Source organism: Acidimicrobiales bacterium, from assembly GCA_041394265.1.
Taxonomy (GTDB): domain Bacteria; phylum Actinomycetota; class Acidimicrobiia; order Acidimicrobiales; family SZUA-35; genus JBBQUN01.
This window is the reverse complement of the sequence record JAWKIO010000006.1, coordinates 224,285-237,063: the sequence shown is the minus strand read 5'-3', so window position 1 is coordinate 237,063 and position 12,779 is coordinate 224,285. Positions and strand designations below refer to the sequence as shown.

The window sequence follows — 12,779 nt, the reverse complement described above, 5'->3', positions numbered from 1 at the left end:
TGATCGCGTCGAGGGATGCAGCGGGGCCGATGGTGTTCGAGGACGAGATCGGCTACCTGATGAACAGCCGGGCCATCGTCGAGCAGGGCTCGAGCGTGCGAATCGGGCCGATGGGTTTCTACTACTCCGGCTGGTCGTTGGCGCTCGTTCCGTTGACTGCACTCATCAGCGACCCAGGAACGCTCTACCGCTCGGTGATGGTTTTCATCGCAGTGCTCGGGGCGCTGCAGGTGCTGCCATTGGCTTGGCTGGCACGCAGGGTCTTCGATCTGGATCATCCAGCGAGCATCGCCGTCGCCACCATCGCAGCGCTGTATCCGGGGCGATCCATCATGGCGGGCTACGCCTACTCGGAGTCGTTCTATTCGCTGGTGGGTCTCACGGCCGCTGTCGCCGTCGTTCGATGGGTCGAGCGACGAAACTTCGCTTCAGCCCTCGTTGTAGGTCTTGCGAGTGGGAGCATGTTCTGGATTCACGGCCGAGGTCTGGCGATGATCGCGGCTGCTTCGTTGATGGCACTCGCTGCAGTTGCGGTCTGGCGCACCTGGCGACCTCTCGGTGTTTTCGTGTCGATGGTGCCCACCGTCCTTCTTGCTGAAGTCGTTCATCGTTGGCTCAAGTCCAACCTCTACACGCTTGGGTTCAGTCGATTCTCGAAAGGCGCTGGGTACTTTGGCGAGCTGCAACCCAGGTCGCTGGCTTCATCGACCGTCGGGCCGATCTGGTACATGACGGTGAGCTCTTTGGGCTTGGCTGCGATCGGTGTTCTCGTCTTGGCCGGACGGTCATGGCGAGCGGCTCGTGCGAAGGAGATCGTTGTCGAGCAGTGGTACATCGCAGCCTTGGTTTTCCTCGGGGTTGTCATCGTGCCTGGTTTCTCTGTGTCGGTGGCCGGAGGGGATCGTCGTCTCGACTACGTGATCTATGGTCGGCATTGGGATGCCGTTCTCTCGTTCTGCGTCCTTGCCGGTGCGACGGTCGTCGTGACGGTCACCAATCGGAGAGAACTTGCTCGCTGGCTGATCAGCGGCGGGACAGTCACTGCGGTGGCCGCTGCGGCGCTCAAGACCGTCGCACTACCTGGTTATCTCAGCGGTCTCCCCATCGCTGCCATATCGGTTGGTGGGATCGCACCATGGATCGACCCATCAGATCAGCGAATTCCGCTGTGGGAAGCGACGGCCACCGCCGTCGTGTCGCTCGTCATCTTGCTCTTCCCTCCAGCGCGGTGGTGGATGGCCCGACTCCTGCTGGTCGGTGCCGCCTTCACTCTGATGGCCTGGCGGGCAGAGATGCACACGATGCGGCCTCTCGATCGCCCATGGCAGCGGACGATCGAGATGCAGTCAGCCGTCGAAGACCTCGACCCGGCATCGATCTCCTATGACGTTCACCGGTTGACGCTCTATGGGAACAATGGGTACGCCTACTGGCTTCACGAGTACGATTTGCACCAGTTCGACAGCTCAGCAGATCAAGTCCCGACCGAGGTCGTGATTTCGAGAACGGACTGGGCGGATGCCGAGCGCTGGCGTGCGCTGCCGTATGCATCTGAGACACGTGTGAACGAGACGATCTGGGTCATGCCCGGCGAATTGCAGGACCAGCTCCTGGCCGCTGATCAGCTCTGCCGGGCGTCGCTCGTGAGCGAAGATCTCGTTGATCGCTGCTCGTGACGACATGCGACGCCTGATCCTCGCCCTGGCCGCGCTGCGTCGGCCCACGGGACGGATGAAGACGGTCGCTTCTGTGCTCTCGCTGGCGCTCTTGGTCGTGGCCGTCGTCTATGCCATCCGCAACTTCCCCGATACCGGAGGAGTGCGCTGGCCGCTAATGATCGGCATTGGGATCTGTGCTCCCAGCTTCACGATCTGGCTGAATGCAAAGGAGTTCCAGACGCAGGCTCTGATCAGCGATCAAGACGTCACGATTGCAGAGGCACTGCGCATCAGTGTGCTCGGAACCGTGGCCAACCTCCTTCCGGTCCCCGGAGCGGTGCTCGTTCGAACCCAGGCGCTCGCTGCCGGTGGTGCTGGTTATGGCAGAGCAGCGAAGATCAACGCCGCGAGTGGACTGATCTGGCTCGGACTCTCCGGCATCGTTTCCGGCGCCGGGTTCGGACTGCTCGGATCATGGGTCCTCGCTGGCGTGAGCGCCGGTGTCGGCCTGGGCGTCTGGGCCCTGGGTGTCGTGACAGGGATCAGGCACGGCGCAACCCGAGCGCACATCGCTCGGATGTCGGCAATCGAGGCGACGCTCACCATCGTTGCCGGGCTTCGGGCCTACGGTGTTCTCGTCGCACTGTCGGTGGCTGTTCGCCCATCGCAGGGCCTCGCTCTCGCAGTCTCGGGTGCGATCGCCAGTGCGGCCGGTGTGTTTCCAGCGGGGATCGGGCTTCGAGAGGCGCTCTCGGGTGCCGTTGCGACCCTCGTCGATCTCGACGCTGCGGTTGGCGTAGGCGCGGCAGCGGCAGACCGTGTCGCTGGGCTCGTCGTGCTGTTCGCGGCGAATCTCGCAATTGTCGTGCGAGATCGGATGGCCGCCGTCCCCACCACACGCAATGAGGCTGGGTAAGGTTCGATCCCGGAAAGGGAGCACGTTGACCGACGACCACAAGCGATCGAAAATTGCCGGCTACTACGACGACTACTCGACTTGGTACGAAGGTGAGCGGCGAGAGGGGTACTACTCGCTGATCAACGACCTCGAGGTCGAGCGGATTCAGACCTACGCCCGGGGTGGCGACATCCTCGAGATCGGCGTGGGCACCGGCTTGATCCTCGAGCGCACCTCACGAGTCGCGACTCGGGCCGTGGGCATCGACCTCTCGCTGGGAATGGCCGGGGTGAGCAAGGCCAAAGGGCTCGACGTTGCGAACGCGAGCGTGAACGATCTGCCGTTTCCCGACGACTCGTTCGACGTCGCGTACTCGTGCAAGGTTCTGCCGCACGTTCCCGACATCGTTGGTGGCCTGGAGGAACTGGCCCGGGTCGTGCGACCCGGGGGGACCATGTTGGTCGAGTTCTACAACCCGCTCAGCTTCAAAGGGCTGACCTATCGGATCATGACCCGCAAACGTGGTCATGAGCCGGTCTTCGTCCGCCACGACACGGTACGAGACATCGAGGGCTACGTTCCGGCCGGCTGGCACATCGAGGCGGTGCGGGGGATCCGCGTGCTTGCGGCAACCGGGCAGTTCTACACCGCTCCGGTGCTCGGTTCGCTGATCCGGTTCCTCGATCGCCGATTGGCAGACTCCGGAATTGCCCGCCGGTTCGGTGGCTATCTTCTGGTGACCCTCCGGCCCGACGTTGGCTGATGAGGCGCGTCGGCGTCGTCGTCAAGTACTACCCGCCGCTCGAGCGGGTCTCGGGAATCATCGGGTTCCTTCGAGTCCTCGACCGGGCACTCGCTGGTCGGTGCGAGCTGCACGTCATCACCTCCCGCTCGTGGGGCGACGACAAGTTCCTCACGCTCGACGGTCACGCAGTTCATCGGTGCGCTGGCATCTTTCCGGTGGCCGCCGGTCACAAGGCTCGGAGTCTCGACCTCGACGGGATCGTTTTCGTGTCGGGAATCTACGACCAGCGCAAGGCGGCGCCCTATGTCGAGGCCTTCTCGCTCGCTCTGCGCCGGAGCTCGGCTCGTCGTATCTTCCTCCAGGCCACTCATGTGGACGGGAGGGGCAACCGGTTCTTCGTGCGTGCGCTCTCGCGATTCGAATCGGTACTCGCCACGTCGACATCGCTCCGTGATCAGCTCGCAGGGCAGCTCGGTCGACCTGTTGGTCTGCTCCTGCCAGGCGTCGATGTTCCCGATCAGGCAACCGAGTCAGAAGGTCTCACGATCGGATTCGTCAATCACCTCAATCGCGTGAAGGGCGCCGACATCGCTCTCGACCTGATCCGTGACGCTCTCGATCGAGAACCCCGTCTCACAGCCATCATCGCTGGTACCGGCGAGTTCGAGGAGGAGGCTCGACACAGGTTCGAAGGCGATGAGCGGGTGACGGTCAAAGGATTCCTCGATGAGGTCGATTTGCTGGAGACGCTCGGGGATTGCGACATCATGCTCCTCCCGTTTCGTACCGGCGTGTCGGTTCTCGGCATCTCGCAGACGGCGCTCGAGGTCATGGCGGCCGGCAATGTCGTGATCGGCAGCGACGTTGCTCCGCTAGCCGAAGCAGTGGAGCATGACGTCACTGGGCTCCTCGGGCCGGTCGATGGTCTCGGTGAGCTGCTTCGAGCGGTCCTCGATGACGACGAGCGCCGACGGGCACTCGGCACGGCGGCTCGTGATGATGTCCTGCGCCGATGGAACATCCAGGATCGAGCGGAACAAGTCGTCGCGCTGTTCGACGGATCCGGCTCGTGATCTTCGGGAGGTTCAACCCAATCGAGCGAGGAGCTCGTCGAGGATCTGCACGCTCGGCGTGACATCGGGCAGCTGCGCCGGCTGTCGGAGTTCTTCGAGTTCGTCGAGGAAGCGGTCGACAACGTCTTGGTCGAAGTGTGACAACACGACGTTCCTGCCGATGCCATGCTCACGCTCGGTGTGGTCCCGCCACAACAGGGTGGGCAGTCCGAGGTAGCCACACTCTTCCTGGATCGAGCCTCCGTCGATGATCGCCAACGGCGCTGCGCTGAGCAGCCCGACGAACTCGGTGTGGCTGATGAGCGGTGAGACCTCGACTCCCGCCTTACGGAGCCGGTCGAGGCCACCGATGGGCTCGAGCACCTTGCGGGTCGGCTCGTGCATCACGAAGCGCACGTCATAGCGGTCGGCCACCTTCTCGACGGCAGACAACCAGCCCTCGACCCGCTTGGCGTTCCGAAGGTTCTCGACGCGATGCATCGTGACGACCGCCGGACCGCTGGTGACGGTGTCCCCGGTGGCCGTCGCATGGCTGACCGCCTCGATCGACGTGTTGCCGTCGAGGGCGATGATCTCGCCCCGGTGCCGAGTGCTGAGCAGATTCTCGACCGCGTCGGGTGTCGGAGCGAAGCAGATGTCGGCGAACCGCATCACGAAGATCCGGATCAGTTCCTCGGGGAAAGGGTGGAGCAGATTGCGCGACCGCAGCCCGGCCTCCATGTGAGCGACCCGGAGCCCGGCACGCCAGGCCATGAGTGCCGACAGCAGTGTCGACGGGGTGTCGCCGTGCACCACGCAAATGCCGCCGGCGCCGCCAAAGACCTCGTCACGAAGCTTGCTGGCCCGGACGAGGCGGGTACTCAGTCTGGCCGCCCAACGAATCGCATCCGGAATCGTCGAGATGTCGCCATCGTCGGCGATGATGACGTCCGGCTCACGGACGCCGAGCTCCTGGCGCATGGTCCTGGCGATGTCGGCGTGTTGACCCGAGTCGATGAGGGTGTAGTCGACGCCGCGCTCGTCCATCAGCCGAAGGAGAGGCGCCGTCTTGATGTACTGGGCCTTGGTGCCGATGAACACCTGGATCATGTGCTTGCTCATTGGCTGCCACCGTACCGGTGAGCCGGTCGACTACGGAATGAGCGAGCGCGCTGCCGATGACGCGTTCCGTCTGCCTGCCGAGACCTCTGCCTCGAGCGTCTCCGCAGCCCCGGACCCGGCGCTGGTACGCAGGAGCTGATCGATCAGCCGCTCCTGGACCTCGGCCCAGAATGCCTTCACCGCTTGCTCGCTGCGCAAGCGATCGATGTGGCCGTCGTCGGCGAGGCGCTCGTGGAGATCAGTCAGGGCGGTCCAGATCTCGGGTACACCGGTGCCGTGCAATGCCGAGCACATCACCACGTCGGTCGGATGTCCCGGCCACTTCGAGCGGACCATGTGGAGGGCCTGGCGGTAGTCGGCAGCGGTATGCCTGGCCAACGCTTCGTTCCTGCCGTCGGCCTTGTTGATCACCACCAGGTCGGCCAGCTCCATCACACCGCGCTTGATGCCCTGGAGGTCATCGCCACCCCCGGGTGCCAGCAGCAGCAGGAACAGATCGGTGACGTCGGCGACGGCGATCTCGGATTGGCCGACACCGACGGTCTCGACCAGCACCACGTCATAGCCCGCCGCCTCGCACAGCAGCACGGCTTCGCGAGTCTTGCGGGTGATTCCTCCGAGGGAGCCGCCAGCGGGCGACGGGCGGATGTAGGCGTTCGGCTGTCGATTGAGTTCCGACATTCGGGTCTTGTCGCCAAGGATCGAGCCGCCGGTGCGAGCCGACGTGGGATCGACGGCGAGGACCGCAACGCGGTGGCCCTGCGACACGAGGTGGAGTCCGAAGGCCTCGATGAAGGTGGACTTGCCGACGCCGGGAGTTCCCGAGATGCCGATCCGCCAGGCCCCGCCGGTGTGGGGCAGCAGCTCGTCGAGCAAGGCCTCGGCGTCTCGGCGATGATCGTCGTTGGTCGACTCGACGAGGGTGATGGCGCGCGCCAGCGCACGACGCTGACCGGCGACGACGAGTTCGGCGAGTTCGCTCAAGGTGGTCGGGCTAGCCGGTCGTCAGCCCAGGAGGCCGAGGACCTCGTGTGCGGCCGAGCAGATGTTGGTGCCCGGCCCGAAGATGGCGCCGACCCCGGCGTCGCGCAGCATCTGGTAGTCCTGCGGCGGGATCACGCCACCACACACCACGACGACGTCGCCGGCGCCGTTGGCGCGGAGCTCATCGATCAGCTGGGGAACGAGGGTCTTGTGCCCCGCAGCCTGCGACGACACGCCGACGATGTGCACGTCGTTGTCGACGGCATCGCGGGCCACCTCGGCCGGGGTCTGGAACAGCGGGCCGACGTCGACGTCGAAGCCAAGGTCGGCGAAGGCGGTAGCGATGACCTTGGCCCCTCGGTCGTGTCCGTCCTGGCCCATCTTCGCCACGAGCATGCGGGGCCGGCGCCCGGCGGACTCGGCGAAGGCCTCGACGGCGGCGACCACCGAGTTGAACTCGTCGTCACCCTCGTAGGCCGCTCCGTACACACCGGCAATGGTACGGGTCTCGGCCTGGTGTCGACCGAAGACCGCCTCCATGGCGTCGGACATCTCGCCGACGGTGGCCCGAGCGCGGGCGGCGTCGACACAGGCGGCGAGCAGGTTGCCATCGCCGGACGCGGCGGCGGTGAGCGCTTCGAGCGCAGCGTCGCAGGCCGCCTGATCACGGCTCGAGCGGACCTGCTCGAGTCGGGCGATCTGCGACTCACGGACGGCGGTGTTGTCGATATCGAGCACGTCGACCTGATCGGGATGCTCGGGGCGGTACTTGTTGACACCGACCACGACGTCTTCGCCCCGGTCGACCCGGGCCTGACGGCGGGCGGCGGCCGCCTCGATGCGGAGCTTCGGCATGCCGGAGTCGATGGCGGCGGTCATGCCGCCGAGCTCTTCGACTTCGGCGAGGATGGCGCGGGCACGATCGGCGAGGTCGGCGGTGAGCTTCTCGACGTAGTAGCTACCGGCGAGCGGATCGACCGTGCGGGTGATCCCGGTTTCCTCGGCCAGGATCAGCTGGGTGTTGCGGGCGATGCGGGCGCTGAACTCGGTGGGTAGCCCGAGTGCTTCGTCGAAGGAGTTGGTGTGGAGGCTCTGGGTGCCGCCGAGCACGGCAGCCATTGCCTCGACGGCGGTGCGCACCACGTTGTTGTACGGGTCCTGCTCGGTGAGCGACACACCCGAGGTCTGACAGTGGGTGCGCAGCATCGAGGACTTGGCGTCCTTCGGCTCGAACTGGGCCATGAGTTCGGACCACAGCAGGCGGGCGGCCCGCAGCTTGGCAACCTCCATGAAGAAGTCCATGCCGATGGCGAAGAAGAAGCTGAGGCGACCGGCGAACGCGTCGACATCGAGGCCCTTGGCCAGCGCCGCCCGTACGTACTCGATCCCGTCGGCGAGGGTGAACGCCAGCTCGAGATCGGCGGTCGCACCTGCCTCCTGCATGTGGTAGCCCGAGATCGAGATCGAATTGAACCGGGGCATCTTCTGCGCCGTGTACTCGATGATGTCGGCCACGATCCGCATCGACGGCACCGGCGGGTAGATGTAGGTGTTGCGGACCATGAACTCCTTGAGGATGTCGTTCTGGATGGTCCCCGAGAGCTGTTCGGTGGCGACACCCTGCTCCTCGCCGGCCACGATGTAGCAGGCCAAAATCGGCAGGACGGCGCCGTTCATGGTCATCGACACGCTCATCTTGTCGAGCGGGATGCCATCGAAGAGGATCTTCGCGTCTTCGACCGAGTCGATCGCCACACCGGCCTTGCCGACGTCGCCGACCACGCGTGGATGGTCGGAGTCGTAGCCGCGATGGGTGGCGAGATCGAAGGCGACCGACAGGCCCATCTGGCCGGCTTCGAGGTTGCGCCGGTAGAAGGCGTTGGATTCCTCGGCGGTCGAGAAGCCGGCGTACTGGCGGATGGTCCAGGGCCGGTTGGTGTACATCGTGGCCCGGGGGCCGCGGACATAAGGCTCGAACCCCGGAAGGCTGTCGAGGTGGGAAAGCCCGGCGACGTCGTCGCTCGTGTAGAGGGGCTGGATCTCGATGCCCTCGGGGGTGGTCACCGTGAGATCGGCAACCGGCTTCCCTCGCATCTCGGCCTCGGCGGCCTTCTCCCATTCGGTCCGGTCATTCGCATGGCTCGTCACGGCGTCGATGGTATTGCCTGGACAGCGAACAAACGAATGGGGGACTGGGGTCCTAGGATCGCCCGATGCGCATCGCCCTCGACGGAACCTCGTTGGTCGGGTCGAGGTCTGGCGTCGGGGCGGTGGTCGACGAACTCACCAAGGGACTGGCCGCCAACGACGACATCGATCTCACGGTGCTGCTGATCTCCCGACGGGCTGGCGCCGACCTCGGGTCTCACCTGCCACCGGGAGCACCGTTGCGTCGTCTACCGCTGCCGGCGCAGGCCTACCACTGGGCGTGGCGCTACGCGTCGAGGCCGAGCGTTCGGGGCTACGACGTCGTACACGGACCGAACTACGTGGTGCCGCCGGCCGGTGGTGGCGCCGAACTATTGACGATCCATGACTTCACCGCCTGGCGATTTCCCGAGTTGGTCGGGGGCGCCACCCACAGCTTCCCCCGGCTCGTCGACGAAGCCATCCGTCGCGGCGCCCACATCCACGCCGTGTCCAACACCGTCGCCGAGGAGGCGTTGCACTACCTGCCGATCCCGGCCGAGCGCGTGCACACAATCAGCAACGGCATGGTGCCGCCGAGTTCGGGAGATGCCTCGGCCGGGCTCGAAGCGAGCGGTGGCCACCCGTACCTCTTGGCGCTCGGCACGATCGAGCCCCGCAAGGACCACCCCACGCTGCTCCGGGCATTCGCCGAACTTCGCGCCCGACACCCCGATCTTCGCCTGGTCGTGGCCGGGGGTGACGGTTGGGGCACCGAGGCCTACGAGAAGGCGCTGGCCGAGAGCGGTGTTGCGAACGAGGTGATTCGGCTCGGTTACGTCTCGGAGAACACCAAGGCCGACCTACTCGCCGGCGCGTCGGTGTTCGTGTACCCGTCGATCTACGAGGGCTTCGGTCTACCGCCGCTCGAAGCCGCGGCGTCGGGAGTTCCCGTCGTCGCCACGGCGGTGGGCTCCATCCCCGAGGTCATGGCCGACGGGGCCCTGCTGGTCCCCTCCGGCGAGGCATCCGCCCTGGCCGACGCCATCGACCGGGTGCTGACCGACGACAACGAGCGGCTCCGCCTGCTCGCCGCCGGCGCGGCCCGGGTCGAGCACTACACCTGGCCCGCTGCGGTCGACGCGCTCGTCGACCTCTACCGCCGGCTCTCGTCGCCGTAGCCGCAGGGGCACTACGGCTGTCGTGGGCTCGGGAGGAGTCCCGGGTGGACCGTCGGCGGGCGAGTAGAGTCCACCGACATGCACGGAACGCAGGGAACCAGGAAACGCTTCGTCATCATCGGCGGTGGTCCCGGTGGAACGAACTGCGCCACCTATGCCGCTCGCTTCGGCGCCGATGTCACCCTGATCGAGAAGGACATCGTCGGCGGTGCCGCCCACCTGCTCGACTGCATCCCGTCGAAGGCGATGATCGCCACCGGGGGTGCCATGTCGATGATGTCGGAGGCGGCGAAGATGGGCCTCGCCCGAGTCGACGTCGAGCTCGACTTCGATGCGCTCCGCACCCGGATCGGCACCATCACCACCCGGCTCGAGTCCTCGGTGTCGAGCCTGCTCGAGAGCCAGAACGTGCGGCTCATCAATGGCACCGGTCGACTGGTCGACGACCACCACGTCGAGGCCACCCTCGCCGACGGGTCGACCACCGTGCTCGAAGCCGACGTCATCCTCATCTCCACCGGATCCCGACCTCGTATTCCCGACTGGGCAGCGATCGACGGAGAGCGCCTGCTCACCACCCGTCACGCCTATCCGCCACCCGAACTGCCCGAGCACCTGATCGTGATCGGCTCCGGTGTCACCGGTGTGGAGTTCGTCCACATGTTCAACTCGTTCGGCTCGAAGGTCACGCTCATCGTCAGCCGCCAGCAGGTGTTGCCCAACAAGGATCCCGAAGTGGCGGCGGTGCTCGAGCAGAGCTTCCTCGACCGAGGCGTGCGACTGTTCATGGGTGCTCGCGCCGAGCGAGCCGAGGTGGCCGACGGCCGAGTGTCGATCTATTGCGACGACGGCCGCATCGCCGAGGGGTCCCACGCACTCCTCGCCATCGGCTCGATCCCGAACACCGAAGATCTCGGGCTCGAAGCGGCCGGTGTCGAGACCGAATGGGGCTACGTCAAGGTCGACCACAACCTCCGCTCGAGCGTGCCGCACATCTACGCGGCGGGTGACGTGTCGGGCAAGCTGCCGCTGTCGTCGGTTGCATCGATGCAAGGACGCAAGATCGCCGAGCACGCCATGGGCCTCCACGCCGGACCCCACCGCCACCTCGACTACGAGAAGGCGGCCTCGGCGATCTTCACCGATCCGGAGATCGCCGATGTCGGTCTCGCCGAGGCCGACGCCTTTGCCGAGGGCCGAAAGATTCGGGTCACCAAGGTGCCGTTCTCGGTCTCGGCCAAGGCCCTGATCAACAACGACTCACGAGGCTTCGTGAAGATCGTGTCCGATCCGGCCACCGGTGTCGTCCTCGGTGGATCGATCGTCGGACGCCACGCCGCCGAACTGATCTCGGTGCTGGCGCTGGCCGTCACCGCCGGACTCAAGGTCTCCGATCTCGTGGAGTCGCTCTTCGTCCACCCGGCACTGGCCGAAGTGCTCGGCGAGGCGGCCGAGTGACGCAGGAGCGAAGACATGTCCGGTGAACCCCACCTGCTCGCCCTCGCCGGTGCCGAACCCGGTTGCTACTGGCTCGATGATCCCGACGAACCCGATGCCACCGACACCCTTGTCGAGGCCGAAACCGCCGATCTGTGTGTCGTCGGCGGCGGCTACACGGGGTTGTGGACCGCCCTGCTGGCCAAGGAACGCGACCCCAACCGAGATGTGGTTCTGCTCGAAGGCGGACGCTGCGGCAGCGGCGCCTCGGGCCGCAACGGCGGTTTCTTCGAATCGAGCCTCACCCACGGCGTGTCCCAAGGTTTGTCGAAGTTCGCCCCCGAGCTGCCACTGCTCGAGAAGCTCGGGCTCGACAACCTGAACGAGATCGAGCGCTTCGTCGCCAAACACCAGATCGACTGCGACTGGGAACGCAACGGGGTCATCGACGTCGCCACCCGCTCCGAACACATGCCTGACCTGGCCGAGCAGGCCATGCACCTCGAAGCGCTCGGCCAAGACATCGAGCTGCTCGACGCCGAGCGGATGCAGGCCGAGGTCCACTCGCCGACCTACCACGGCGGACTCGTCCGCAAGAAGCGCGCTGCGGTGTGCGACCCGGCCCGGCTCGTCTTCGGGATGAAGCAGGTCGCGCTCGACGCCGGCGTCCGCATCTTCGAAGACACGAACGTCACCGAGCTCATCGAGCGCGACCATGCGGTCGAGCTTCGGGCCGGCTACGGCTCGGTACGAGCGGCAAAGGTTGCGCTCGGCACCAACGCCTTCCCGCCGCTGCTGCGTCAGATGCGCCACTACATGGTGCCGGTCTACGACTATGTCCTCGCCACCGAGCCGCTCACCGCCGAGCAGCTCGACTCCATCGGCTGGGCGGGACGCCAGGGCCTGTCGGACTCGACCAACCAGTTCCACTACTACCGCCTCACCTACGACAACCGGATCATCTGGGGTGGCTACGACGCGGTCTACTACTTCAACAACAAGGTCGACCCCCAGCTCGAGCAGCGGCCCGAGACCTTTGCCCTGCTGTCGAAGCACTTCTTCGAGACCTTCCCTCAGCTCGAGGGGTTGCACTTCAGCCACGTCTGGGGCGGAGCGATCGACACCAGCACCCGTTTCACCGTCTTCTGGGGCCGGGCGATGGGCAACAAGGTGGTGTACGCCATGGGCTACACCGGGCTCGGAGCCTCCGCTACCCGCTTCGGCGCCCGAGCGATGCTCGACTTGCTCGACAAGCGCGACAGCCCCATTGTCGGGCTCGACTTCGTGAACAAGAAGCCGCTGCCGTTCCCACCCGAGCCTCTCCGCTGGGCCGGGATCCAGATGACCCGCTGGTCACTCGACAAAGAAGATCGCACCGGCGAACGCAACCTCTGGCTCCGCTCCCTCGACCGCATCGGCCTCGGCTTCGACAGTTAGGGCTCTACTGCTTTGGTCTGCTCCGCAGACCGGGCTTCGCCCATCTGGTTCATCCGCTCGGGGCTGCTCTACTGCTTTGGTCTGCTCCGCAGACCGGGCTTCGCCCATCCGGGCCTCGCGCTCGGGGCTGCTCCGTCC

The 12,779-nt window shown here is 65.8% G+C and carries 10 protein-coding genes; 7 read left to right on the top strand and 3 right to left on the bottom strand.

Annotated features, from left to right (window positions below):
- Nucleotides 1-29: 29 nt before the first annotated feature.
- Genes R2733_25415 through R2733_25400 form a run of 4 tightly spaced genes read left to right on the top strand, consistent with a single transcriptional unit; the run spans nucleotide 30 to nucleotide 4,374 of the window.
- Nucleotides 30-1,676 carry a hypothetical protein gene (locus R2733_25415; GenBank protein ID MEZ5379859.1) on the top strand — a complete coding sequence of 549 codons (1,647 nt, stop codon included), beginning with the start codon at nucleotides 30-32 and terminating at the stop codon, nucleotides 1,674-1,676.
- Nucleotides 1,677-1,680: 4 nt separating this feature from the next.
- Nucleotides 1,681-2,574, top strand: coding sequence for a hypothetical protein (locus R2733_25410; protein MEZ5379858.1), 894 nt, complete (start codon nucleotides 1,681-1,683; stop codon nucleotides 2,572-2,574).
- A gap of 25 nt (nucleotides 2,575-2,599) precedes the next feature.
- Entirely contained in the window at nucleotides 2,600-3,319 is a 720-nt protein-coding gene (locus tag R2733_25405; GenBank protein MEZ5379857.1) for a methyltransferase domain-containing protein, read from the top strand.
- A complete protein-coding gene (locus R2733_25400; protein MEZ5379856.1) occupies nucleotides 3,319-4,374 on the top strand; it encodes a glycosyltransferase family 4 protein in 1,056 nt (351 codons plus the stop codon). Before R2733_25405 ends, R2733_25400 begins: the two co-directional genes overlap by 1 nt.
- A 12-nt stretch (nucleotides 4,375-4,386) precedes the next feature.
- Here R2733_25400 and R2733_25395 read toward each other — a convergent pair whose 3' ends face one another.
- The 3 genes from R2733_25395 to scpA are packed head-to-tail and all read right to left on the bottom strand — an operon-like array spanning nucleotide 4,387 to nucleotide 8,607.
- A complete protein-coding gene (locus R2733_25395) occupies nucleotides 4,387-5,475 on the bottom strand; it encodes a UDP-N-acetylglucosamine 2-epimerase (protein ID MEZ5379855.1) in 1,089 nt (362 codons plus the stop codon).
- A 30-nt stretch (nucleotides 5,476-5,505) separates the two neighbouring features.
- Nucleotides 5,506-6,459, bottom strand: coding sequence for a methylmalonyl Co-A mutase-associated GTPase MeaB (meaB, locus tag R2733_25390; protein ID MEZ5379854.1), 954 nt, complete (start codon nucleotides 6,457-6,459; stop codon nucleotides 5,506-5,508).
- Nucleotides 6,460-6,480: 21 nt separating this feature from the next.
- Nucleotides 6,481-8,607, bottom strand: a complete 2,127-nt coding sequence (scpA, locus tag R2733_25385) for a methylmalonyl-CoA mutase (protein ID MEZ5379853.1) — start codon at nucleotides 8,605-8,607, stop codon at nucleotides 6,481-6,483.
- Nucleotides 8,608-8,672: 65 nt separating this feature from the next.
- Here scpA and R2733_25380 point away from each other — a divergent pair, with 65 nt between their 5' ends.
- The 3 genes from R2733_25380 to R2733_25370 all read left to right on the top strand — a co-directional run bounded on the left by R2733_25380 (nucleotide 8,673) and on the right by R2733_25370 (nucleotide 12,641).
- On the top strand, nucleotides 8,673-9,767 hold the full coding sequence (locus R2733_25380) for a glycosyltransferase family 1 protein (protein ID MEZ5379852.1): 1,095 nt from the start codon (nucleotides 8,673-8,675) through the stop codon (nucleotides 9,765-9,767).
- A 78-nt stretch (nucleotides 9,768-9,845) separates the two neighbouring features.
- Entirely contained in the window at nucleotides 9,846-11,225 is a 1,380-nt protein-coding gene (locus R2733_25375; protein ID MEZ5379851.1) for an FAD-dependent oxidoreductase, read from the top strand.
- Nucleotides 11,226-11,240: 15 nt separating this feature from the next.
- Nucleotides 11,241-12,641: an FAD-dependent oxidoreductase gene (locus R2733_25370; GenBank protein ID MEZ5379850.1), complete on the top strand. Its 1,401-nt coding sequence runs from the start codon at nucleotides 11,241-11,243 to the stop codon at nucleotides 12,639-12,641.
- Nucleotides 12,642-12,779 lie beyond the last annotated feature (138 nt).